21 protein-coding genes are annotated in these 24,160 nt (G+C 73.8%); 10 read left to right on the forward strand and 11 right to left on the reverse strand.

Features of this window, described 5'->3' with window-relative positions; genetic code table 11:
- The first annotated feature begins 35 nt into the window (after positions 1-35).
- Entirely contained in the window at positions 36-818 is a 783-nt protein-coding gene (locus tag AB0G84_RS09800; protein ID WP_361318000.1) for an SDR family NAD(P)-dependent oxidoreductase, read from the forward strand.
- A gap of 142 nt (positions 819-960) precedes the next feature.
- Here AB0G84_RS09800 and AB0G84_RS09805 read toward each other — a convergent pair whose 3' ends face one another.
- The 4 genes from AB0G84_RS09805 to AB0G84_RS09820 all read right to left on the reverse strand — a co-directional run bounded on the left by AB0G84_RS09805 (position 961) and on the right by AB0G84_RS09820 (position 5,042).
- Entirely contained in the window at positions 961-2,175 is a 1,215-nt protein-coding gene (locus tag AB0G84_RS09805; RefSeq protein ID WP_361318002.1) for a serine hydrolase domain-containing protein, read from the reverse strand.
- A gap of 128 nt (positions 2,176-2,303) precedes the next feature.
- Positions 2,304-3,095 carry an ABC transporter ATP-binding protein gene (locus AB0G84_RS09810; protein ID WP_361318004.1) on the reverse strand — a complete coding sequence of 264 codons (792 nt, stop codon included), beginning with the start codon at positions 3,093-3,095 and terminating at the stop codon, positions 2,304-2,306.
- A complete protein-coding gene (gene cbiQ, locus AB0G84_RS09815; protein WP_361318006.1) occupies positions 3,083-3,883 on the reverse strand; it encodes a cobalt ECF transporter T component CbiQ in 801 nt (266 codons plus the stop codon). Before cbiQ ends, AB0G84_RS09810 begins: the two co-directional genes overlap by 13 nt.
- A 1-nt stretch (position 3,884) precedes the next feature.
- Positions 3,885-5,042 (reverse strand): energy-coupling factor ABC transporter permease, encoded by a 1,158-nt coding sequence (locus AB0G84_RS09820; protein ID WP_361318008.1) that lies wholly within the window; start codon positions 5,040-5,042, stop codon positions 3,885-3,887.
- A gap of 439 nt (positions 5,043-5,481) precedes the next feature.
- On the opposite strand from AB0G84_RS09820, the gene AB0G84_RS09825 reads away from it, so the two are divergent.
- Positions 5,482-5,691, forward strand: a complete 210-nt coding sequence (locus AB0G84_RS09825; protein WP_361318010.1) for a DUF397 domain-containing protein — start codon at positions 5,482-5,484, stop codon at positions 5,689-5,691.
- 269 nt (positions 5,692-5,960) lie between these two features.
- Positions 5,961-9,308 (forward strand): S41 family peptidase, encoded by a 3,348-nt coding sequence (locus AB0G84_RS09830; protein ID WP_361318561.1) that lies wholly within the window; start codon positions 5,961-5,963, stop codon positions 9,306-9,308.
- Between the two features lie 156 nt (positions 9,309-9,464).
- Here AB0G84_RS09830 and AB0G84_RS09835 read toward each other — a convergent pair whose 3' ends face one another.
- Positions 9,465-10,481 (reverse strand): XRE family transcriptional regulator, encoded by a 1,017-nt coding sequence (locus AB0G84_RS09835; RefSeq protein ID WP_361318012.1) that lies wholly within the window; start codon positions 10,479-10,481, stop codon positions 9,465-9,467.
- A gap of 238 nt (positions 10,482-10,719) precedes the next feature.
- On the opposite strand from AB0G84_RS09835, the gene AB0G84_RS09840 reads away from it, so the two are divergent.
- Together AB0G84_RS09840 and AB0G84_RS09845 are read left to right on the forward strand one after the other, a co-directional pair.
- Complete coding sequence (locus tag AB0G84_RS09840; RefSeq protein WP_361318014.1) at positions 10,720-11,349, forward strand: hypothetical protein; 630 nt, start codon at positions 10,720-10,722, stop codon at positions 11,347-11,349.
- Between the two features lie 218 nt (positions 11,350-11,567).
- Positions 11,568-12,206, forward strand: coding sequence for a hypothetical protein (locus AB0G84_RS09845; protein ID WP_361318016.1), 639 nt, complete (start codon positions 11,568-11,570; stop codon positions 12,204-12,206).
- A 137-nt stretch (positions 12,207-12,343) separates the two neighbouring features.
- On the opposite strand, the gene AB0G84_RS09850 is transcribed toward AB0G84_RS09845, so the two are convergent.
- From AB0G84_RS09850 to AB0G84_RS09865, 4 genes are all read right to left on the reverse strand, one after another.
- Positions 12,344-12,604: a hypothetical protein gene (locus AB0G84_RS09850; protein WP_361318018.1), complete on the reverse strand. Its 261-nt coding sequence runs from the start codon at positions 12,602-12,604 to the stop codon at positions 12,344-12,346.
- Positions 12,605-12,717: 113 nt separating this feature from the next.
- Positions 12,718-13,599, reverse strand: a complete 882-nt coding sequence (locus tag AB0G84_RS09855; RefSeq protein WP_361318020.1) for an SDR family oxidoreductase — start codon at positions 13,597-13,599, stop codon at positions 12,718-12,720.
- Entirely contained in the window at positions 13,596-14,630 is a 1,035-nt protein-coding gene (locus AB0G84_RS09860; protein WP_361318022.1) for an alpha/beta hydrolase, read from the reverse strand. The genes AB0G84_RS09855 and AB0G84_RS09860 overlap by 4 nt, the downstream gene beginning before the upstream one ends.
- Positions 14,627-16,144 (reverse strand): NAD(P)/FAD-dependent oxidoreductase, encoded by a 1,518-nt coding sequence (locus AB0G84_RS09865; RefSeq protein ID WP_361318024.1) that lies wholly within the window; start codon positions 16,142-16,144, stop codon positions 14,627-14,629. Before AB0G84_RS09865 ends, AB0G84_RS09860 begins: the two co-directional genes overlap by 4 nt.
- A gap of 207 nt (positions 16,145-16,351) precedes the next feature.
- On the opposite strand from AB0G84_RS09865, the gene AB0G84_RS09870 reads away from it, so the two are divergent.
- Positions 16,352-17,245 carry a MerR family transcriptional regulator gene (locus AB0G84_RS09870; protein ID WP_361318026.1) on the forward strand — a complete coding sequence of 298 codons (894 nt, stop codon included), beginning with the start codon at positions 16,352-16,354 and terminating at the stop codon, positions 17,243-17,245.
- A 60-nt stretch (positions 17,246-17,305) separates the two neighbouring features.
- Here the strand turns inward: AB0G84_RS09870 and AB0G84_RS09875 are convergent, their stop codons facing one another.
- Positions 17,306-19,336, reverse strand: a complete 2,031-nt coding sequence (locus AB0G84_RS09875) for an AfsR/SARP family transcriptional regulator (RefSeq protein ID WP_361318028.1) — start codon at positions 19,334-19,336, stop codon at positions 17,306-17,308.
- A gap of 344 nt (positions 19,337-19,680) precedes the next feature.
- On the opposite strand from AB0G84_RS09875, the gene AB0G84_RS09880 reads away from it, so the two are divergent.
- Positions 19,681-20,190: a stress protein gene (locus AB0G84_RS09880; protein WP_361318030.1), complete on the forward strand. Its 510-nt coding sequence runs from the start codon at positions 19,681-19,683 to the stop codon at positions 20,188-20,190.
- 357 nt (positions 20,191-20,547) lie between these two features.
- On the opposite strand, the gene AB0G84_RS09885 is transcribed toward AB0G84_RS09880, so the two are convergent.
- On the reverse strand, positions 20,548-21,351 hold the full coding sequence (locus AB0G84_RS09885) for an exodeoxyribonuclease III (RefSeq protein ID WP_361318032.1): 804 nt from the start codon (positions 21,349-21,351) through the stop codon (positions 20,548-20,550).
- Positions 21,352-21,432: 81 nt separating this feature from the next.
- Between AB0G84_RS09885 and AB0G84_RS09890 the strand changes: the two genes are divergently transcribed.
- From AB0G84_RS09890 to AB0G84_RS09900, 3 genes are all read left to right on the forward strand, one after another.
- Entirely contained in the window at positions 21,433-21,942 is a 510-nt protein-coding gene (locus tag AB0G84_RS09890) for a GNAT family N-acetyltransferase (protein ID WP_361318034.1), read from the forward strand.
- 114 nt (positions 21,943-22,056) lie between these two features.
- Positions 22,057-22,992: an ABC transporter ATP-binding protein gene (locus AB0G84_RS09895; protein WP_361318036.1), complete on the forward strand. Its 936-nt coding sequence runs from the start codon at positions 22,057-22,059 to the stop codon at positions 22,990-22,992.
- Entirely contained in the window at positions 22,989-24,119 is a 1,131-nt protein-coding gene (locus AB0G84_RS09900; RefSeq protein ID WP_361318038.1) for an ABC transporter permease, read from the forward strand. The genes AB0G84_RS09895 and AB0G84_RS09900 overlap by 4 nt, the downstream gene beginning before the upstream one ends.
- Positions 24,120-24,160: the final 41 nt, after the last annotated feature.

Here is a 24,160-nt window from a genome sequence, read left to right on the forward strand (position 1 = left end):
AGATACCGCGCCGCGGTGCCGGGCAGACTCGGTCCATGAAACGGTTCGAGGGGTACAGCGTGCTGATCACCGGGGCCGGACGCGGCATCGGGGAGGCCACCGCGCGACGGCTCGCCGAGGAGGGCGCGCGGGTGGTGGTCACCGACCTCGACGGCGGGCGGGCCCAGCGGGCGGCCGAGCGGATCCGGGAGGCCGGCGGCACGGCCGCGGCGCGGGCCTGCGACGTCGGGGACCGGGAGGCCGTCGAGGCGGCCGTCGCACACGCGGTGGAGTTCTCCGGCGGGCTGGACGTACTGGTCAACAATGCCTACCGGTGCCATCCGGACGCCCTGCGCTTCGAGGACGAGCCGGACGACGGCTGGGCGGCGGACCTCGACATCACGCTCGGCGGCGCCTTCCGCTGCGCCAAGGCCGCGCTGCCGCACCTGGCCGCCGCCAGGGGCCGGGGCGCCATCGTCAACATCGGCTCGGTCAACGGCATCCAGAACTTCGGCAACCACGCCTACAGCGCCGCCAAGGCGGGCCTGGCCAGCCTGACCCGCACCCTCTCCGGCCATGCCGCCCCGCGCGGCGTACGGGTCAACCTGGTGGCGCCGGGCACCGTCGACACCCCCAACTGGAAGGGCCACGAGGAGGGGTTACGGCGCGCCGCTTCGGCGTATCCGCTGGGCCGGGTCGGCCGGCCGGCGGACATCGCGGCGGCGGTGGCCTATCTGGCCTCCTCCGACGCGGCCTGGGTCACCGGGATCACCCTGCCGGTCGACGGCGGACTGCTGGTCGCCAACCCGGAGTTGCTCACCGCGCTGCGCAACGACTGACGGGCGGGCGCAGACGGACAGGCGCAGGCGGACGGGCGCAGGCGGACGGGCGCAGGCGGGCGCGGCCGTGCCCGGGCGGGTGCGGGCCCAACGGCCCGTTCCGCCGGGGCGGATCACCGCGGGCGGCTGCCCCCGCGGCCGGTCAGCCGGCCACCGGGGACGACCCGGCCACCGCGCGCAGCAGCGCCTGGGCGCGGGGGTCGGCGGTCACATTGCGCTGCATACCGTTGGTGACGTAGCCGAAGGCGATCCCGCTCTCGGGGTCGGCGCAGGCCAGCGCCCCGCCCCGACCGGGGTGCCCGAAGGAGCCGGGCGCCAGCAGCGGTGCGGCCGGGCCGTGCAGCATGAAGCCCAGGCCGAAGCGGGTGCTGACCTGGAGGGTGCGGTCCGGGCCCGCGGACTCCTCGGTACGGGCGAGGGTGAGGGTGGCGGGGGCGAACAGCCGGGGGCGGTCGTCGACGGCGCCGATCAGCGCCGCGTAACACCGGGCCAGGGCGCGGGCGGTGGCCACACCGGCGGAGGCGGGCAGCTCGGCGGCCCGGTACTCGGGTGCGTTCTCGTCCGGCGCCGGGGCGATGGCGCCGAAGGCCCGGTTGGTCAGCGAGGCGGGGTCCGCGTAGGCGTCGGCGACCGCCTGCTTGGGGCGTACCCGCAGGCCCGACGACGCGGGCGGGGCCGGCGTCTCGACGGCCGCGAGGCGTCCGGTGCGGGACTGCTCGGCCGGCGGGAGGCCGAGCCACAGGTCCAGGCCGAGCGGTCCGGCGACCTCCTCGGCGATCCAGCTGCCGAGGGTGCGTCCGGTGACCCGCGCCACCAGTTCGCCGAGCAGCCAGCTGTAGGTCTGGGCGTGGTAGCCGTGGTCGGTGCCGGGCTCCCAGGCGGGGGCCTGCGCGGCGACCGCGGCGGGGCCGCTGACGCCGTCGATGGCCTGCGCCGGGGTGAGCGGGGTGTCCAGGACGGGCAGTCCGGCGCGGTGCGACAACAGGTGGCGGACCAGCACCCGTTCCTTGCCGGCCGCCTTGAACTCGGGCCAGTAGGTGCCGACCGGTGCGTCCAGGTCGAGCTGGCCGCGCTGGTGCAGCAGCAGCGGGACGACGGCGGCGATGCCCTTGGTCGCGGACCGGATCACCTGTGCGGTGCCGGCCTCCCAGGGCGCGGCCGTGCCGTCCAGGGGGGCGTCCCCGTCCTTCGTGCCGCCCCACAGGTCGACGACCTTCCGCCCGTGCCGGTAGACGGCCACCGCCGCCCCCCGCTCTCCGCGTCGCGCGAAGTTGGCCAGGAAGGCGTCCCGGACCGGCTCGAAGCCGTCCTCGACCGTGCCCTGGACGTCCACCACTGTCTCCCGCTTCCCACTCATCCGTCGCTTTCGTGACCCCTCAATGGTGCAACGCGCGGATCGGTGCTGATGACCAGGGTCGGCGCCCGGTGGTGTTCGTCACACCGGGGCGAGGGTGAACGAGGCGATGGGGAACGGGACCCGGGGCGCTACCGGAGGCGGCCGTCCGGGACGGTCACCGACCGCGGGTCGAAGCCGAACGGCAGCTCCAGCCGGTGGCTGCGCATCAGCTCCTCGTCGCACAACAGCTCCTGGGTGGTGCCGTCGGCGACCAGCACGCCCCCGGAGAGCACCACAGAGCGCGGGCACAGCTCCAGCGCGTACGGGAGGTCGTGCGTGACCATCAGCACGGTGACGTCCAACGACCGCAGGATGTCGGCGAGTTCACGGCGGGAGGCTGGGTCGAGGTTGGACGACGGCTCGTCCAGCACGAGGATCTCGGGGCGCATGGCGAGGACGGTCGCCACCGCCACCCGGCGGCGCTGGCCGAACGAGAGGTGGTGCGGCGGACGGTCGGCGAACTCGGCCATCCCGACCCGGGTGAGCGCCTCGGTGACCCGGGCGTCCAGTGCGGCGCCGCGCAGCCCCGCGGCGGCCGGGCCGAAGGCGACGTCCTCCCGCACGGTGGGCATGAACAGCTGGTCGTCGGGGTCTTGGAAGACGATGCCGACCCGGCGGCGGATCTCGGCCAGGGTGTCCTTGGCGACCGGGAGTCCGGCCACCGCGACGCTGCCGGCGCCCGCCGCGAGGATGCCGTTGAGGTGCAGCACGAGGGTGGTCTTGCCGGCGCCGTTGGGGCCGAGGAGGGCGACGCGTTCGCCGCGGCCGACGGTCAGGTCGACCCCGAACAGGGCCTGGTGGCCGTCGGGGTAGGCGTAGGCGAGGCCGGAGACCTGCAGCGAGGGGGCGGGTGCGGGCGTGGTGGTACTCACAGGGTCCATCCCAGGAGGCAGACGGCGAGCGCGGCGACCGGCAGGGCGGCCGCGCGGGTCCATTGTGTGCGGGTGGCGGTGGCCGCGTCGTACACCGGCATGGTGCCGGTGTAGCCGCGGCTGACCATGGCGAGGTGGACGCGCTCACCGCGCTCGTAGGAGCGGATGAACAGCGCGCCCGCGGACTTGGCGAGCACCCCCCAGTGCCGTACGCCGCGCGCCTCGAAGCCACGGGAGAGCCGGGCGATCCGCATCCGGCGCATCTCGTCGGTGATCACATCGCCGTAGCGGATCATGAACGAGGCGATCTGGACGAGCAGCGGGGGCATCCGCAGGCGCTGTAGGCCCAGCAGGAGTTCCCGCAGCTCGGTGGTGGCGGCCAGCAGGACGGACGCGGCGACGCCCAGCGTCCCCTTGGCGAGGATGTTCCAGGCGCCCCACAGGCCGGAGGCGCTCAGCTCCAGCCCGGCGACGTCGATCCGCGGGCCCTCGGCGACGAACGGCATCAGGACCGCGAAGGCGACGAACGGCACCTCGATCAGCAGCCGCTTGAGCAGGAAGCCGACCGGGACGCGGGCCGCGGCGGCGGTCGCGGCGATCAGCAGCGCGTAGAGCCCGAAGGCCCAGACCGCCTCGCGCGGGGTGGAGACGACGATCAGGACGAAGCAGAAGACCGCCGCGATCTTGCAGTGCGCGGGCAGCGCGTGCACCGGCGAGTGCCCGTGGCGGTAGAGCTTGTGCGCTCCCCCGAGCTCTCGGCTTCGCTCGAGCAGGGAGGTACCCCCATCGGCGCCCATCTCAGCCCCGCTCCGGCGCGGTGTCGGCGGCCGGACGGGTCTTGGCGCCCCGGCGGCGGCGCAGCACCACGAAGACCCCGGTGCCGACGGCGAGGGTCGCGCCGACGCCGATGACACCGGCCAGGCCGCCGGACAGCCGCGCGTCGGCGATGTCCTTGACGCTGTAGTCGGCGAGCGGGGAGTCCTCGGAGGCGTGCGGCTTGGTCTTGGCGTCGATGCCCTGGTCGTGGGCGACCTTCTCCAGGCCGTCGGGGCTGGCCGACGCGTAGTAGCTGAGGCCGCCGGCGCACAGCAGGGCGGCGGCGAGCCCGGCCAGCCAGACGGGGCGGACGGAGCGGCGGCCGGTGGCGGGGGCCGCGGCGGGAGCGGGTGCGGATGCGGGCGCGGGCGCGGGTGCGGGTGCGGCGGGGGCGTCGGCGGCCGCCGGCGCCCCGTCCGTACCGGGTCCGGCCAGCGGCGAGGTCCGCAGCTGAAGCGGCTGGGCCAGCCCCCGCGCGCCGTACACCAGGTCGGGCCGTACGGCGATCACGGCACCCACGGTCAGCGCGGTGATCGCCGCCTCACCGATCCCGATCAGCACATGCACCCCGACCATGGCAGTGAAGACCTTGCCGATCGGGACGTCCGCGGTACCGCCCAGCGCGTACATCGCCGTGAAGGCGACGGCGGCGGCCGGCACCGAGATCAGCGCGGCGACGAACGAGGCGACGGTGACCGAGCGGCGCCGCCGCGGCAGCACCTTCACCAGCAGCCGGAACAGGCCGTAGGCGACCACGGTCGTCACGATCGCCATATCGGTGATGTTGACGCCCAGCGCGGTCAGACCGCCGTCGGCGAACAGCACCCCCTGCATCAGCAGCACCACCGAGACGCAGAGCACCCCGGTGTAGGGGCCGACGAGTATCGCGGCCAGCGCACCGCCCAGCAGGTGCCCGCTGGTGCCGGCCGCGACCGGGAAGTTCAGCATCTGCACGGCGAAGATGAACGCCGCCACCAGCCCGGCCAGCGGCGCCGTACGCTCGGCGCCCGCGCCGGCCTCCTGCCCCGCACCCGCCAGCTCCCGCCGGGCACCACGCAGACTGACCGCCACCGCGGCGGCGGCGACCGCACCGGCCGCCACCGACACCGGCGCATTGATGAATCCATCGGGTACGTGCATCTGGGGTTCTCCGCTTCGGGCACTACAACAGGCCAAGGGCGCTGACAACCAGCCAATGGTGGTGCCTCTTGCGAAGAACTTGCAAGAGCGCCCGTCGTGCGGAACGTCGAGGATCACCGCCACCAGTTGTACGCCCCGTAGAAACACGCCCCCGGCGGCGCCCCCTCCCCCATGATCAGCCGCGCACCTCGGCCCATACGGCGAAGCCACCGACCAGCTCCCGCCGACCCCACCCACCGGTCAGACGTGTGCGTCGTCATCCGCGCCGTCCGGATCATCGGGTCCGTCGCCGACGTCCGGGATGCGCCGGCGTGGCGGGTTTCTCGACGACGCGGAGAAGTGGCGGCTTCTCAGCTCACGTTCGACTACCTTCGCTCGCAAGCAGCCGACACCTCAGCGTCGTTGCGGCTGCTGGCCACCGCACGCCAGGAGCTGTCCCATGACTGAGCGCCCGCCGTCCCGGGCCGAGATATCCGCCACCGCTTGGATCAAGAGCAGCTACAGCGCAGCCAACAACGAATGCGTCGAGATCGCCCGCACCGCTGCGGGAGTCGCCGTGCGGGACTCCAAAGACCCCCACGGACCGGTGCTGCTCTTTCCGGCCACGGCATTCGCCTCGTTCGTCGACGACGTACGGCACGGCGGCTGACAGCCACCCCGTACGGCGTGACGTAGTGGCCGGAGCCTGCCCCCTACGCGGTGCGGCGGCGAACGGCCTCGCGTGTGACGGGTGAGGCTGTGGGAGCTGTGGAGGCTGTGGGTGACGGCAGTGCCGCGCACCGTGTCCGAGACCCGTCAGTCCGAGTTGCCACGCCCACTCCCGGCCGGAACCATGGATGGGTGAGCGATGCACCCGAGGCCGACGGGCCGCGCCGGGAGGCGGGCGCCGCCGCTGGATCGCAGGGTCGGCTGCGCCGTATGCCGGCCGGGTCCGGCGCGCCGCACGGAGGGTATCTGCGCTTTCCGCACCTGCACGGCGAGCTGCTCTGTTTCGCCGCCGAGGACGACCTGTGGGTGGCGCCGATCGCCCCGGACGGGCAGGAGCCCGGCCGGGCCTGGCGGCTGACCGTCGACCGCACCCGGATCGGCCATCCCCGCTTCTCCCCCGACGGACAGCACCTCGCCTTCACCAGCTGGCGCAGCCTGGACCCCGAGGTGCACCTGGTGCCGGTCGACGGCGGTCCGGCGCGCCGGCTGACGTACTGGGGCAGTACGGACGCACGGGTCTGCGGGTGGATGCCGGATGGGCACATCCTGGCGGTGTCCTCGCACGGCCAGCCGTTCTCGTACTACTCGTGGGCGTACAAGCTGGCGACCGACGGCAGTCAGGGCGGGAAGCTGCCCTGGGGGCCGGTGTCGGACATCGCGGTCGCCGATGTCGACGGGGAGCACAAGACCCTGCTGCTGACCGGCAAACCGCCGCACGAGCCCGCCTCCTGGAAGCGCTACCGGGGCGGTGCGATGGGCCGGCTGTGGCTGCACGGTACCCGGTTGCTGCCGGATCTGGGCGGGCACCTGGACTCGGTGATGTTCGTCGGCGGGCGGATCGCGTTCCTGTCCGACCACGAGGGTGTCGCCAATGTGTACTCGTGTCTGCCGGACGGCACCGATCTGCGCCGGCACACCGATCACGCCGACTTCTACGCCCGGCACGCCTCGACCGACGGGGAGCGGATCGTCTACCAGTGCGCCGGTGATCTCTGGCTAGTGGACGACCTGGGCCCGGACGCCGTCCCGCGCAAGCTGGCGGTGCGACTGGGCGGCCCCCGGGCCGGCCGCCGCAGCTACCAGGTCCCGGCCGCCTCGCACGTCACCTCGGTCGCGGTGGACGCCACCGGGCGGGCCAGCGCCCTCGGGGTCCGCGGCAGCCTGTACTGGCTCACCCACCGCGACGGCCCGGCCCGGACGATCCACGACGCCCCGGGCGTCCGCGTCCGGCTGCCGGAGATGCTGGGCGCGAGCGGCCGGATCGCGTACGTCACCGACGCCGAGGGCGAGGACGCCGTCGAGATCACCAACCTGCCGCGGGCCAGCGCGCCGGGCGAGCCGCGCCGGCTGGCGGCCGGGCAGCTGGGCCGGGTCCATGAGATGGCCTCCTCGCCGGACGGCGAACGCCTGGCGGTGGCCGCGCACGACGGCCGGCTGCTGCTGGTGGACGTCACCCGCCCCGACGAGGGCTCGACGGAGGAGGACCGCAGCGCGGAGGAGGCGGCGGCCGGGCCCGGCGGGGTCATCGAGCTGGTCCGCTCCGCGAACGGGCCGGTCCGCGACCTGGCGTTCTCCCCGGACTCACGGTGGCTGACCTGGTCGCACCCGGGCATCGGCCGTTCACTGCGGCAGATCAGGATGGCCCGGCTCGCCGACCGGCACATCGTGGACGTCACCAACGGGCGCTTCGAGGACGAGCAGCCGGTGTTCACGCGGGACGGGCGCTACCTGGCGTTCCTGTCGTGGCGCGGCTTCGACCCGGTCTACGACGTGCACACCGGCGATCTGTCGTTCCCGCTGGGCTGCCGCCCCTACCTCGTACCGCTGTCGTCGGCGACCCCGTCGCCCTTCGCGCTGTCCCCGGAGGGGCGGCCGGCGGCGGGCGGGCTGGACCCGGACGAGAATCCTCCGCCCGCCGGTGAGGGGCCGGTGCTGGTGGAGGTGGAGGGGCTGGAGAACCGCGTCACGCCGTTCCCGGTGCCGGCGTCGAAGTACTCCTCGCTGAAGCCGGTCAGCGGCGGCGGGCTGGTGTGGCTGCGCTGGCCGATCTCCGGCGCGCTGGGCGAGACCTTCGCCAACCCCGACAACACCTCCGGCAAGCCCACCCTCGAACACTTCGACCTCACCAAGGCGCGGCGCACCGAACTCACCAGCTCGCTGGACGGGTTCGCGCTCAGCGGGGACGGCACCCGGCTGGTGGTCAACGACGACGGGGAGCTGCGGGCGGTGCCGGCGACCGAGTCGTCGGACAGCGACTCCACCGTCTATCTGGACCTGCGGCGCATCCTGCACGACGTCGACCCGGGCGCGGAGTGGCGGCAGGGCTTCGACGAGGCGGGCCGGATCATCCGGGCGTACTTCTGGGAGCCGCGGATGTGCGGGATCGACTGGGCCGCGGTGCTGGCGCAGTACCGGCCGCTGGTCGAACGGGTCGCCTCCCCCGACGAGTTCGCCGACCTCCTGCGCGAGGTGCTGGGCGAGCTGGGCACCTCGCACGCGTATGTCACCGGCGCCCGGCGCAATGAGGGGCCGCCGCACTACCAGCGGGCGATCGGTCTGCTCGGCGCCAACTTCGTCTGCCGGGACGGCCGGTGGATCGTGCAACGGATCCTGCCCGGCGAGTCCTCGGACTCCAAGGCCCGCTCACCGCTGGCCGGTACGGGCATCCGCGAGGGCTCCGCGCTGACCCATGTCGACGGCCGCCCGGTGGACCCGGTCACCGGCCCGTCCCCGCTGTTGGCCGCGGCCGGCGGCACCACCGTCGAGCTGACGTTTTCGCCGCCCGACGACGACGGCGGCCGCGCCCGCCGGGTCGCGGTGGTCCCGCTGATCGACGAGCGTCCGCTGCGCTACCAGGACTGGGTGGCCAAACGCCGGGCCGTGGTGCAGGAGTTGAGCGGCGGACGCTGCGGCTACCTGCACATCCCCGACATGGGCGGCTCCGGCTGGGCGCAGTTCAACCGCGATCTGCGCAAGGAGGTCTCCCGCCCGGCGCTGATCGTCGACGTACGGGGCAACGCCGGCGGCAACATCTCCGAGCTGGTGATCGAGAAGCTGACCCGGACCATCATCGGCTGGGACCTGACCCGGGACGCCGAGCCGGTCTCGTACACCGGCAACGCCCCGCGCGGCCCGGTCGTCGCGGTCGCCGACGAGATGACCTCGTCCGACGGCGACATGATCACCGCGGCGTTCAAGCTCCAGGGCATCGGCCCGGTGGTCGGGATGCGCACCTGGGGCGGGGTGGTCGGGATGACCGGCCGGCACCGGCTCGCCGACGGCACCGCGATCACGGTGCCGATGAACGCCGCGTGGTTCCGGCTCTACGGCTGGGGCGTGGAGAACCACGGCGTCGAGGTCGACATCGAGGCGCTGCGCTCCCCGCTGCACTGGGCCGAGGGCCGGCACCCGACGCTGGGTGTGGCGGTGCGGACCGCGCTGGAGCTGCTGGAGCGGCACCCGGCGGCCACCCCGCCGGACCTGTCGGACGTGCCGGACCGGACCCGCCCGGCGCTGCCGCCGCGGAACGGAGGGACGGCGGAGGCGGCCGGGGCCTGACGCGGCCCGTCCGGAGGCGGCGGGCCGCCTCAGGCCGGCCCCGTCGCCTGGGCTCCGTCGCCTGGGCCCGGTCGTCCGCGGGCCCGGACGCCGGTGGGCCCGTTCGCCGGTGGGCCCGCCCGCCGGTGGACCCGGACGCCGGTGGGCCCGCCCGCCTCACCCCGGGCCGATCAGGAAGGTCTGGTCGTCCGCCCCCGTGCAGGGCCGGGCGAGGGCGGTGGCGCCGGGGCCCTCGCGGCCGAGGGTGACGCACTGCCCGGCGCCGTCACCGCTCAGCCGCAGCCGGTACGCCGTCCCGCCGGCGCCCGCCCGCCGCTCGGCCGGCTCGACCCGGAACAACTGCGCGGGCCCGCCCGCCGTGCAGTCGTCCCACGGCTCCAGCAGCCCCGTCAGGCCGGGCTCGCGCAGCAGGACCAGACAGCCTTTGTCGCCGTCACGATGGGTCCACTGGATGCGGTGGTGCCCCGCACCGGCCGCCGTCAGATGCGTCTGCGGCGGTACGGCCTCCACACAGGGCCGCTGCACGGCGACCGTGCGGTACCGGCGCACCCGCAGCACCCGCCCGTCCGTCAGACACAGGTCCGGAGCCCGCAGCGGACGGATGCGGACCTCGCCCGTGGGCAGCGGCGCCTCCGCCACGGCCTCGTGCCGGGCGGCGCCGCCCCCGGTCAGCAGCGGTACGCCGACGGCGAGCGACAGCACCACCAGCGTGACGGCGCCACTCAGCAGCGCCCGTCCGCGGTACGGGCGCCGGCGCCGGGTGTCGGGTACGGCGGCGACACCGGGCACCTCCCCGGCCTCCGGCTGCGGTCCGGCGTCCGGCTGCGGTCCGGCGTCCGGCTGCGGTCCGGCGTCCGTCGGCTCCTCGGCCACCGCCGCCGCCCGCTCCTCGATGCCCTGCCGCGCCGCGAGCCACACGCCGACCTCGCCGTCCGTACAGCCGCAGGCCCGGAGGAACACAGCGAGGAGTTCGGCCCGCGGCAGGGTCCGTCTGCGCAGGACGTCGGCGAGCGTGCTGCGGGCGAGCGTCTCCCCCCGTTCCGCCGCCCGCTGTTCGAGCTGACGGTAGGTCAATCCTGATTGTTCCTTGAGCTGTTGCATCAGGCCGATGAGTGCGGCCGCGTCACCGGCCGCCGCCGGAGATAATCCGCCGGAGCCCCCCGTGCTCTTCATGCGGGCCATTGAACCGCCGCCGGGCCGGTGCCACAACACCGTCCCCGACGCCCCGGACAGCGCCCCTTCCCCCCTCCGGACATGCCGCCGGCCCCGTCCGACCAGCCCGGACGTCCCCGGCCTGTCCGGGACGGCGGATTCCCCTTGCCGGACAGCCGCGCTCCCAGCAGGGTCATGTGCTGCCCGGCCGGCATCGCCCCACACCGCAACGAGTCCTCACACCACGGGAGATACTCCGATGGGAATCCGTCACCGTCTCGTTCCGCTCGCCGCCGCACTGGCGCTCACCGGCAGCCTCGCCGCCACCGGGGCGGCCCCCGCGCTCGCCGCCCACCCGGCGTCCGGACCGTCTGCCCGGCCGTCCGCCGCGGGCGGTACGTACCTCTACTTCAACAAGAACCAGGGCAACCCGAGCAACTCACGGCTCTACCTGATGAAGAGCGTCCCGCACGCCAAGGACAAGGTGCTGGCCACCTACCGCGCGGGCTCCGGAAACGGCGGGCGCAACGGCAAGAACGAGTGCGCGAGCATGCAGGGCTGGCTGCCCAACGGCAGCTACCGGGTGCTGGGCCACACCACGCGCCACAACGGCGGCTCCCGGGGCATCAACGGCTATGCCATCCACGTCGAGGACAAGGTGTGCAAGAACCACCGGACCAACCGCACCGAGCTGTTCGTGCACAGCGAGATGAACGTCAACGGCACCCAGGGCGCCCGGCAGCCCGGACGGGACAACCCCTACCGCTGGGACGGCGTCCGGGACTACTACTCACTGGGCTGCATCAAGCTCACCCCGGCCCACATCAAGAACCTCTTCTCCAGGGCCGCGCACTACGGCTGGCCGACGACGCTCAAGGTCGTCAGCTGACCGGACGCCCCGGCGGCCGGCGGCACTGACCGCCGCCGTCTGACCCACACCGCACGACCGGACCGGCACCCCAACTGACCTGCACGGACAGCCGGGTGCCGGTTCGAGACAACCGATCATCTTCCGGTTACGTACTCATCACATGAGGGTCCTAGGGTTCCCGACCGGGGCATCCCCACGAGCCCCGGCAACACCCCCACCGCAACGGAGAAACACCCATGGGAATCCGTCACCGGATCGCGCCGCTGGCCGCTGTGCTGGCGCTGGCCGGCAGTCTGGCCGCCACCGCAGCCGCCCCCGCGCTGGCCGCCCAGCCGGCGTCCGGGAAGACCACCGAGACCACCAAGACCGCCGCGGCCGACGGTACGTACCTCTACTTCAACAAGAACCAGAGCGACCCGCTCAACTCACGGCTCTACCTGATGGAGAGCATCCCGCACGCCAAGGACAAGGTGCTCGCCAAGTACCGCGCCGGCTCCGGTGACAACGGCCCCAACGGCAAGAACGAGTGCGCCACCTCGCAGGGCTGGCTGCCGAACGGCACCTATCAGGTGCTGGCCCACGACGCGCACTACAACGGCGGGGACGTGGGGGTCAACGGGAAGGTGATACACGTCCAGGACAAGGTGTGCGAGAACGGCCGGACCACCCGCGCCGAGTTGTTCGTGCACAGCGAGATGTGGCCCGAGGGCAGCCAGGCCGACGCGCAGCCCGGCAAGGACAACCCCTACCGCTGGGACAGCTCCGATGACTACCGCTCGCTGGGCTGCATCAAGCTGAGCCCGGCCGACATCAACGACCTCTTCACCAAGGCCGAGCGCGACGGCTGGCCGACGAAGCTCAAGGTCGTCAGCTGACCACAGGCGCCGACTGACCCCGCCGGCACGGAGGTTGGGGCACAGCGGGGACAGCGGTGGGGCGCACCCGGTCGACCGGGTGCGCCCCTTCACGCTGGGCGCGTACGTCGCCCCACGTGCCGTTCAGGACTGCCGGATCAGCTCCGGAAGCGGTCCCGCTCGTCGCGCAGTTCGTCCATCGGGTCCGGCGCGGGACGACGGCCCTGCTGACCACGCTCACGGTCCTGCTGGCCACGCTCACGACCCGGCTCGCGGCCCGGCTCACGGCCCTGCTCGCGGCCGGACTCGCGGCGCTGCGAAGCGCGCTCGTGAGCCTCGCCGCGGCCACGGCCGGCGGCCTGCTGCGCCTGGTCCCTGAGCTCGTTGGCCTTGTCCTGGAACTGGTCCTTGATGCCCATGCTGGTCACTCCTAGCGGGGTGTAGGGGGTTGGGCCTCGACCAGCGTGACACGATCGGACATTCGTCGCATTTCGATCACGAATGGCTACGGTACGTGAGGTGCGGGGTGGCGTCAGCGGTCCGCCCGCGCCTTCTCGTCCGCCTCCCCGCCCGCGCCGACCAGCCCGATCCGCGTCCCCTCCAACCGGTCGCCGAACCGCCGCACCTGGCGCCGGCCCACCGTGCCGATGAGCGAGGGGAGGTACCCGCGCAGCGGTTGCATCCCGCGCAGCCACCACTGCCCGTAGACATGGGCGGAGCGGCGCTCGATGCCGGCCGCGATCCGGTCGACGGCGGGGCCCGGCGGATAGGTCTTGTTCGACGGCCAGGGCAGCCGGGCGCGCAGTTCGCGCATCACCTCGTCGCGGTCGGCCCCGCGCACCATGTCGGTGTCGGTCCAGCTGAGGTAGCCCACGCCAACCCGCACGCCCCGGTGACCGACCTCGGCGCGCAGGCTGTGGGCGAAGGCCTCGACGCCCGCCTTGGAGGCGCAGTACGCCGTCATCATCGGCGCCGGGGTGATCGCGGCGAGCGAGGCGATCTGCAGGAAGTAGCCGCGGGACTCCATCAGGACGGGCAGGAAGGCCCGGCCGGTGACCGCGCCGCCCATCAGGTTGACCTCGATGACCCGCTTCCAGGCGACCGGGTCGGAGTCGACGAACGGGCCGCCGCTGGCCACCCCGGCGTTGGCGACCACCACATCCACCTTGCCGAACCGCTCCTTGACCTCGGCCGCGACCCGGGCCAGCGCCTCGTGGTCGGTGACGTCGGCGTACCAGTGGTGGGCCGGGCCGTGCAGGGAGGCGGCCACCTTCGCCAACTCCTCGGCCTCCAGTCCGACCAGGGCCAGTACCGCACCGCGCGCCGACAGCTTGCGGGCCAGCAGCGCCCCGATGCCGCGCGCGGCGCCGGTCACCACGACGACCTGCCCCTGAAGGGTCCGGTGCCCGCTCATGCCGTCCGCTCCTTCTTCTGCCGGTCCTTCTTCTGCCGGGTGCCCGCCGGGGCGGGGGCGTCGGACTGTGCGGGAACGTCCGCCGGGGCGGCCGGCCCACCGTCGGCATCGGCGTCGGCCGGACACAGGTGGTCGGCGACCAGGGCGCGCAACCGGCCGGCGACCGCGTCCGGGTCCTCGACCGGTGTCATATGGCCGAGTCCGGGCAGCTCGGTCAGCCCGCGGAAGTCGGGGAGCACGGAGGCCATCCGGCGGGCGTGCACCGGCGGCGTCAGCCGGTCCGCGGTGCCCACGACGACCGCGGTGGGCACCTCCAGCCGGGCCAGCCCGCCGGTGAGTTCGAGCCCGGACAGCACCGCGCCCCAGCGGGCCCGTACGCCGGGCGGGCAGGAGTGCACGATGCGGGCGCAGGCCTCGACCTGCTCCGGGGTGGCGCCGGCGCCCATCGTGGCGTACTTCAGGGCGCGCCGGGTGAGCGGTGAGACCGGGCCGAGGGGAGCGCGGGAGCCCAGCAGCAGGCGGTGGGCGGCGCGCCGGGCGGCCGGGCTGCGGAAGGGGAACACCCGTGATTCCTCGGGGAGTTCGGCGCCTCCGGTGCTGCACAGCAGGACGGCGGCGGCCCGGGCGCGCAGCTGTGGCCGCTCGGCAGCGGCCATGATCGTCATGCCGCCCATGGAGTGGCCGCCCAGCACGGCCCGTTCGCCCGGCGCCAGGGTGCCCTCCAGGACGGCGACCAGGTCGTCGGCGAGCGCCGTGGTGCTGTAGCCGGCCGGTCCGGGGGCCGGACTGCGGCCGTGGCCGCGCTGGTCGTAGACCACGACCGTGTGGTCTACGGCCAGGTCGCGGACGACCGGGGCCCAAAAGGCGGTCGAGCAGGTCCAGCCGTGCGCCAGCACCACGGCCGGGGCGCCCTCGGGGCCGTGGAGCTCGGCGTACAGACGGGCTCCGTCGGCCGAGGTGAGCTCCCGGCTCGCGCGCGGCACCGGCGGGGCGTAGCGACCGCTGGTGAGGTGTCCGGGCCGGCGGCTCATACGGCCACCTCCGTCCCGGCGCCCGCGGAGCGCCGGTCCGCCGGCCGCAGCACCTCGTACTCCGCGAGGTCGACCCGCCGGGTCACCCGCTGGAACTCCGCGGTCGTGCCCGGCCAGGCGGTGGTGTTCCGCCCATTCGCGTCCAGATACCAGCTGTCGCACCCGCCGGTGTTCCACACCGTCCGCTCCATCCGCCGTTGGATCTTCCGCGTCCACTCGTCGACCGCGGACTGCCGGGCGCTCAGCGCGAACCCGCCCCCGAGCAGGTCCAGTTGCCGCATGTAGTCCGCGAGGTAGTTCAGCTGCGCCTCGATCATCAGGATCATCGAGCTGTTCCCCAGCCCGGTGTTGGGGCCGATGACGGTGAGGAAGTTGGGGAATCCGGCCGCGGTGGAGCCGCGCAGCGCGGCCATCCCGTCCTTCCACTCCTCGGCCAGCGTCGTGCCGTTGGCCCCGGTGACCCGCTGGGCGATCGGCAGGTCGGTCACGTGGAACCCGGTGCCGAAGACGATCGCATCGGCCTCCGTCTCGCTCCCGTCGGCCGCCACCAGCGTGCTGCCGCGCACCTCCTTCAGCCCGGCCGGCACCAGGTCCACATGCGGCCGGGCCAGCGCCGGGTAGTAGGTGTTGGAGAGCAGGATCCGCTTGCAGCCGATGCGGTAGTCCGGGGTGAGCGCGGCCCGCAGCCCGGGGTCCTTGATCGCCTTCCGCAGGTGGTTCTTCGCCAGCATCTCGAGCATCCCCAGCCGCTCGGGCCGCTTGGTGAAGGCGCTGACCTGCATCTCCCGGATGCCCCAGAGCAGCCCGCGGCGGGCGGCCCGGGTCGCCGGCACTTTGGTGTGCAGCCACTGCTCGGCCGCGGTGATCCGGCGGTCGGCGCGCGGCAGCACCCAGGGCGGGGTGCGCTGGAAGAGGGTCAGCCGCTCGACCTCCGGCGCGATGGCGGGCACGATCTGGATCGCCGAGGCACCGGTGCCGATCATGGCCACCCGCCGGCCGCGCAGGTCGAAGTCGTGGTCCCAGCGCGCGGAGTGGAAGACCTTGCCAGGGAAGGTGTCGAGCCCGGGCACGTCCGGCAGCTTGGGGTCGGACAGCGGGCCGGTCGCCGACACCACCACGTCCGCGGTGAGCGGCCCGTCCGCGGTCTCGATCTCCCAGTACAGCCCGGTGGTGTTCCACCGCAGGCTGCGCACCTCCGCGTTCAGGCGCAGATGGGGGCGGAGCCCGAAGGTGTCGGTGACCCCCTCCAGGTACGCGCGGATGTGCCGCTGCCCGGAGAAGTTCCGCGGCCACTGGGGGTTGGGCGCGAAGGAGAAGGAGTACAGGTGCGACGGCACATCGCAGGCGCACCCGGGATAACTGTTGTCCCGCCAGGTGCCGCCGACCGCACCGGCCCGCTCCAGGACCACGAAGTCGGTGATGCCCTCGCGGCGCAGCCGTACGGCCGCCCCCAGCCCACCGAAGCCCGATCCGATCACCGCCACCCGCACATGCCTACGCTCGCGCCCGGCCATCCGCCGCCTCCCGAGTCCGACGCCCTGCACCACGGTCCACGGCCCTGGCAGCCATGGATCGGCCAACCGCGCCAGTAATCACTGGCATGGTTGGGCCCACTGGGAGAGTAGGGCAGCCACGTACCGAGCGGTAGGGGTCCGGCGGCAGGAAGTTACCGCCGGTCGCACGGCATCCCGCCGCCCCACCCCCCGGCATAGGCTGGCCCCGTGGCAGCCAACGAGACCCCCGAGGACGCGCCCGCCCCGGCCCCGCAGCACGGCCGGCCCGCGCGCGAATTCCGCATGGCCGACCTGGCCGGGGAGGCCGGCATCACGGTCCGTACGCTGCGCTTCTACCGCGAGCGCAAGCTCATCCCGCCGCCGCGCCGGGAGGGCCGGATCGCCTGGTACAACGAGCACCACCTCGCCCGGCTGCGCACCATCGGCGCCCTCCTGGAGCGCGGCCACACCCTCGGCGGCATCGCCGACCTCCTCGCCGCCTTCGAGGCGGGCCGCGACGTGGGCGAACTGCTCGGCCTGCCGACGCCCCTGCTGCCGCCCTGGTCCGAGGAGACCCCGGTCCGCCTCACCCCGGAGCAGCTCGCCGACCACTTCAGCCGGGACATCACCGCCGAGAACCTCAGCACGTCCCTGGACATCGGCTATCTCGCCGTCGACGGCGAGGAGTTCGTCCACATCAGCCGGCGGCTCCTGGACGCCTCCACCGACCTCGTCGACCGGGGCATCCCGCTGGCCACCGTCCTGGAGGCGGGCCGCAAGGTACGTGCGCACGCCGACGCCCTCGCCGACATCTTCACCACCCTCGTCCGCAGCCACCTCTTTGCCGACCTCCTGGAACGCGGCGAGGGCGGCTGCCCCACCCCGGACGACGTCGAGCGCCTGGCCGGAACCATCGAGAAGCTCCGCCCGCTCACCAAGGGCGTGGTGGAGGCGGAGCTCTCCATGGCAATGGACCGCCGGGTACGGGCGGAGCTGGAAACCTGGCTCCGGGAACAGGAGACCGGGGCACCACGGCAGGAGCAGGAGGCCGGCATGCCTCAGCCCGAGCAGGAGGCCGGGGCGCCCGAGCCCGAGCAGGGGCCCGGCGACCAGCCGGCCTGACGCCCGCCCCGGCCCGTCCGGTCCCCCTAGCCAGCCCGCCCGCCCCGCCCGGTCCGCGGCTCAGCAGGGCGACGGCCGGTGCCGGGCGAAGTGCTCCAGCAGCCGCCGTACGGCCGCGTCCTGGGCGGCCCGGGGCTCCTCCGCCACGACCCGCTGCGCGGCGTAGATGCGTACCAACTCCGACCGCACATAGTGGCCTTGGACCTGCTCCTCCAACAGGTGGGCGTCGCAGAGTTCGGCGAGGTGGCGGCGGGTGTGCTCGATGTCCCGGCCGGCCAGCGCCGCCGCGTCCTGGGCCTGCACACAGGGGCCGGGGTGCAGCCCGAGGGCGCGGAAGAGCCGGGCCGCGCCGCTCGACAGGGCGCGGTAGCTGAGGTAGAGACAGGCCTCCACGGCGAGATCGGCGTCGTGGGCGGACAGCTCCTGCAACCGACGGCGCTCATCGGCCAGCTTCTTCGCCCAGCACTCCAGCGACCACTCGGGGTGCGCCATCAGCCGGGCCGCGGCGATCCGCAGCGCCAGCGGAAGCCGGTCGCACCACTCGACGAGCGCCCCGGCCGCCGCCTCGTCCGCCGCGATGCGCTGCCGTCCCAGCGCATTGCCCAGCAGTTGGAGCGCCTCCGCTGAGGTGAGCGGCCCCACCCTGACCAGGGCGGCGCCGTTGCGGACCACCAGCCCGCTCAACCGCCGCCGGCTGGTCACCACCGCCAGGCAGCCGGGTGTGGCGGGCAGCAGCGGGCGGGCCTGCTCGGCGGTGCCGACGTTGTCCAGCAGGACGAGCATCCGGCGGCCGGCGAGCAGCGAACGGTAGAGCGCGGCCCCCTCCGTCACGGAGTCGGGGATCTCCGCCTCCGGGACGCCCAGGGTGCGCAGGAACGCCGCCAGGACGGTGCCGGGCCGCATCGGGGGACGCTCGAAACCCCGCAGGTCGGCGAAGAGCTGGCCGTCGGGGAACTCCTCCTTGCGGCGGTGCGCCCACTGCACCGCGAGCGTGGTCTTACCGGTCCCGCCGCCGCCGGCCAGCACCACACAGTCCGGCCGCGGCACCCGCTCCAGATGCTGGTCCAGCACCGCCAGTTCACCTTCCCGTCCGCAGAAGTCCGCGATGGCGGGCGGCAGTTGGGCGATCCGCGGCGGGGGACCCGGCCGGTGGTCGCAGACGTAGGGCGCGACATACGGCGGCGCGGGCGGCACCGCGTACGACGGGGCCGGGGGCGCGGGGTACGACGGGGCGGAGGGGACCGCGTACGACGGTGCCGGGGCGGAGGGCGCGGGGTACGGCGGGGCCGGAGGTGCGGAATGCGACGGGGCCGAAGGTGCGGGGTACGACGAGCCGGACGGCGCCGCGTACGTCGGGGTGGCCGGCGGGCGGGCGGTGGGCGGCGCCGGGGTGCGGCCCCCGCCGAGAACCGCCAAGTGGGCCTCGCGGAGCGCCGGTCCGGGGTCGATGCCCAGCTGGTCCTTCAGGTGCCGGCGGGCCCGGTGGTAGTGGTCGAGGGCCTCGGCCTGCCGGCCGCCGGCCTGCAGGGCCCGCATCAGCAGCGCGGTCAGCTCCTCGTGCAGCGGGTGCTCGGCGATCCACCCGGTCAGCTCCGTGACCAACTCCCCGTGCCGGCCGAGCCGCAACAGCGTGCCGCCCAGTTCCTGCAGCGCGGCCAGCCGCGCCTGGGACAGGCCGACGCCCAGCGTCCGGCGCACCCGCTCACCGGGCACGTCCGCCAGCACCTCGCCCCGCCACAGCCCCAGGGCCTGACGCAGCATCACGACCGCCGTCCACGGCTCGGCACCCCGGGCGCCGGCGACCAGGCTCCGGAACCGGTGGACGTCCACCGCCTCCGGATCGGCGCGCAGGACGTACCCCTGCCCCCGCGTGGCGAGTTCGGCGTGTCCCGCCAACAGCCGCCGCAGCCGGTGCACATGGTTGTGGACCACGCCCCGCGCGCGGGCCGGCGGATCCCCGTCCCACGCCAGGTCGATCAGCCGGTTCACCCCCACCGCCCGGTTGACCTCACTGATCAGCACCGCGGCCACGGTACGGATGCGGCCCGCCCCCAGAGCCAGTGACAGGCCCTGGTCCGTCTCGATCTCCACCGGCCCTAGGAGCCGCAACTGAACCATCGTGCCCTCTGGTGCGTACTGCCGAACCGGGCGCGCCCTGAACGCCCTTGCGCAAGTAAAGACCATGGACGCCGGAACCGGGTTGCGAGCCCCTCCCCCGCTCTCACTATGTGGACATTACCGGTGCGTCCGGGTGCTACCGGATGTCGGCGGGATGCCCTCCGATGCGGAAAACAGGCCGCATGAGCGCGATATGAGCCGATCATGAGCGGCACCGCCGAGCCTTGAGTCCGTGCCGGAGCCGCGGTTCTTCCCGCCGCCCCGGCCGGCGCTCCGTGCTTGCGGAGGCGAGACACCCCCACTCATCGAGGAGAACCATGTCCCGTACGGGCATCCTGAAGAAGAGCGTGGCGACGGCGGCCCTGTGCGCCGCGCTCACCGCGGCCGGCGCCGCCTTCCCGTCGACCGCGATGGCCGCTCCGGCCGCTGCCGCCGCGGCGGCGGGCGAGTCCCCGGTCAGCGTCGGCGCCAACGCCAACGTGAACTTCAACATCGACGTGCTCGGCATCGCCAACAAGATCGAGGCGTCGATCAAGACCGCCCAGAACCGCGAGGGCTTCGTCAAGAACCTGCGCGAGTCGGCGTTCTACGCCGCCGGCGGCCAGTACAACGTCATGGTGCACAACCTCAGCCAGGGCTACGAGGACCACCTCAACGGCGTGAAGGCCTACGGCTCGGCCACCTACGACGGCGTCATCTACGGCATCTGGGTCTTCGAGGACGGCGAGTTCACCAACCAGGGCGACGGCGGCTACATCAACTGGGCCTTCCGCGGCTGGTTCGACCGCCCGGACAACGGCGGCTACGTGAAGTTCTACCGCCCCTGAACCGCCCCTGAGCCCACCACGGCACAACCGGCCTTCCCCTAACGGCCGGTGACGGCCCGCCACCACCCCCGGCGGGCCGTCCCCCGAACCGGGGCGCCCTCGTCCACTCCCCCGGGAGGGCGCCCCCTCGGGGCTGCGGTTTCTCCGCCACGGCACACGCCCCGGATCAGACCGGCCCCGGGAACGAGACCCACCCACCGGTCAGACCGGCCCCGGGAACGAGACCCACCACCGATCAGACGGGCCCGCAGAGCGAGCCCCCGGCCGGACGCCCGGAGCCTGCCCCGACCCCAGGGCGCAACGCCCCCACACAGTCCCAAGGCGCAACGCCCTCACACAGCCCCAGGGCAGCCCGCCCTACCGCTCGTACACCACCGTCACCGGCGCATGGTCGCTCCACCGCTGGTCGTACGCCGCCGCGCGCTCCACATACGCCTTCACCGCCCGCCGGGCCAGGCCCGGGGTGGCCATGTGGTAATCGATGCGCCAGCCCGCGTCGTTGTCGAAGGCGCGGCCACGGTAGGACCACCACGAGTACGGGCCCTCGGTGTCCGGGTGCAGCCCGCGGACCACGTCCACATAGCCGCCGCGGTCCTCGTCGAGGACGTCGGTGAGCCAGGCCCGCTCCTCGGGGAGGAAGCCGGACTTCTTCTGGTTGGCCTTCCAGTTCTTCAGGTCGGCCTCCCGGTGGGCGATGTTCCAGTCGCCGCACACCACGACCTCACGGCCGTCCGCCGCCGCGCGCTTGCGCAGGTCGACGAGGTAGGGGAGGAACTCCGCCATAAAGCGCTCCTTCTCCCCCTGGCGCTCGGTGCCGACCTCGCCGGAGGGCAGGTAGAGACTGGCGACGGTCACCCCGGGCAGGTCGGCCTCGACGTAGCGGCCGCTGTCGTCGAACTCCGGCGAGCCGAACCCCACCCGTACGCGGTCCGGCGCCCGGCGGGTGTAGAGCGAGACCCCGGCCCGACCCTTGGCGGCGGCCGGCGCGTGCACGGTGTGCCAGCCGGCGGGCTCGCGCACCTCCTCCGGGAGCTGAGCGGTCTCGGCCCGTACCTCCTGCAGACACAGCACATCGGCCTCGGTCTCCGCCAGCCACGGGACGAAGCCCTTCTTGGCCGCGGCGCGCAGCCCGTTCACATTCACAGAGGTCACGGTGAGCATCCGGGCACGATACCCAGCCCCACCCCGTGATCGCTTTCCCGTCCCTCCGCCCCCGCCCCGTCGCCCCGTACGCTTCGTGGAATGGACCCTCTCGAAATCCGCTCCGTCGAGATCCGCGCCGTCCGCTATGACCACCCCGATGCGGTGGCGCTCGACGGCCTGGTTCAGCAGGAGTACGTCCAGCGCTACGGCGACGGCGATATGACGCCGCTGGATCCGGAGATGTTCACCCCGCCGCGCGGGGCGTACCTGATCGCCTACGAGGACGGCCGGCCGCTGGCCACCGGCGGGTGGCGGGTGCAGGAGGACGCGGCCGAGGGCTATGCGGCCGGGGACGCCGAGATCAAGCGGATGTTCGTGCTGCCGCAGGCCCGGGGCCGGGGCCTGGCGCGGCGGATCCTGGCCGCGCTGGAGACGGACGCCCGGGCGGCGGGGCGTACCCGGATGGTGCTGGAGACCGGCATCAAGCAGCCCGAGGCGCTGGAGCTGTACGCCTCCAGCGGCTATGTCCATGTGACGAAGTTCGGGCTGTACCGGACCTACGAGGACAGCCGGTGCATGGCCAAGCTGCTGGCGGAGCCGGCCGGCTGAACGGCCCGGGCCGCTCGGCCGCGACCCGGCCCGGGCCCGCCGATCGTGTTGACAGGATTCCGGGCCGCTCTCCATACTCATTCCACTAATCAACTAGCTAAAGGGGGGATCCGGATGGGCAACCCGAGCCCATGGGCCGTCGAGGCCGCGGGACTGGGGAAGAAGTACCGCGGTGGCTGGGCGCTGCAGGACTGCTCCTTCCGGCTCCCCGCCGGCCACGTCTGTGCGCTGGTCGGCCCCAACGGCGCCGGCAAGAGCACGTTCCTGAGCACCGCGACCCGGCTGGTGCAGCCCACCACCGGGACCCTGAGGCTCTTCGGGGTGCCGGTCAACGACCCCGCCGTCCTGGAGCGGGTCGCCTTCCTCGCACAGGACAAGCCGCTCTATCCGCGCTTCACGGTCGCCGAGACCCTGCGGCTGGGCCGCGAGCTCAACCCGCGCTGGGACCAGGAGCTGGCCGAGCGGATCGTACGGTCCGGGAACGTGCCGCTGACCGCCCGGATCGGCAGCCTCTCGGGCGGCCAGCGCACCCGGATCGCCTTCGCCCTCGCCTTCGGCAAGCGGCCCGAGCTGCTGCTGCTCGACGAGCCGATGTCCGACCTGGACCCGCTGGCCCGGCACGAGCTGTCCGGGCTGCTGCTGGCCGAGGCCGCCGAGCACGGCACGACCGTGCTGATGTCGTCCCACATGCTCTCCGAGATGGAGGAGATGTGTGACTACCTCGTCGTGCTTGCCGAGGGCCGGGTGCGGATGGCCGGCCGGACCGAGGAGCTGGTGCCCGCGCACCTGCTGGTGACGGGCGTGGCGGAGGGGGCCGACGGGGTACCGGAGGAGTTGCTGCGGCAGCACACCGTGGTCGAGTCCCGGGTCACCGGACGGCAGTTCACCGCCCTGGTCCGGCCCGGCGGACCGCTCTCCGACAGCTGGGAGTGCATGGTGCCCAGCATGGAGGAGGTCCTGCTGGGCTGCCTGCGCTCGCCGCAGGCGCCGGCCCTGATCGCGGCCGAGGCCCGGGTCGACGGGGGCGCGGACCGGGCGGTGGCGGCATGACCGGGACCGGAATGGCCGGCGGGGCCGGCGGGACCGGAGCGGCCGGCGGGACCGGGGAGGTCACGGCCGGGGCGGCCACGAAGGACGGCTCCTCCGCGGCGGAGGGGACCCCCGCGATGGACGGTCCCTCCGTGACGGCAGGTGCGGGCGGCGGGCCCGCCGCCGGGACCGGCACCGCCGCACCCCGCCGCGGCCCGCTGCGCGGACTGCCCTGGCTGGTCTGGCGCCGGCACCGCACGCTGCTGTGGATCGCCCTGGTGGTGACCGTCGCGGGCTGCGCGCTCTTCGCGTACCAGCGGATCGGTGTGGTGGACTTCCTGCACGCCCACGGCGCCGCTCCGAAGCCCGGGGGGCGGGCGGAAGCCGACTTCCAGAGCCTCTTCGGCCCGATGTTCAGTGGCGACCTCCAGCTCGTGACGTCCCTGCCGGTGCTCGCCGGGATCTTCCTGGGCGCCCCGCTCATCGCGGGTGAGCAGGAGCAGGGCACAATCCGGCTGGTCACCACCCAGTCGGTGAGCCGCGCCCGGTGGATCACGGCCGCGCTCGGCCTGCCGCTGACCGTCGCCGCGGGGTGCGCCGTCCTGCTGTCGGCGGCCTTCACCTGGCTGTGGTCACCGGCCCGCAACCTGGTCGGCGGCGGTGACTGGCTGCAGAGCGGGGCGTTCGACGGCACCGGGCCCGTCCCGGTCGCGATGACCCTCTTCCTGACCGCCTGTGGCATCGCCCTCGGCACCGTGATCCGGCGGGTGGTGCCGGCGATGGCGGCCACCGCCGTCTTCACCGCGGTCGGCTCGGTGCTCTGGACGGAGAAGATCATCCCCCGGCTCGGCACGCCCCGCAGCACCAGCTACCCCTACGACGGCGAAGGCCCCGCCCTGCCGCCCGGCTCGGTACGGATCGACGACTGGGTCTCCACCGCCGACGGCCGGCTCTACGGCTTCGGCACCTGCGTCGACGGCGCCAGCGACGCCTGCCGGGCCCGGCTCGGCATCGTGAACCGGGTGACCCAGTACTTCGACCTCTCCCAGATGGCCGGGATGCAGTGGCTGGGCGCGGGGATCCTGCTGGCGCTGGCCGTCGCGGTGCTGGCGTTCGTCGTGTGGCGGGCCCACCGGCGGCCGCTCTGAACCCCCGGGCCCGCTGCCCGGGCGGCGCTTTGACACCCGGC

The organism is Streptomyces sp. NPDC020742 (assembly GCF_040641675.1).
Lineage (GTDB): Bacteria > Actinomycetota > Actinomycetes > Streptomycetales > Streptomycetaceae > Streptomyces.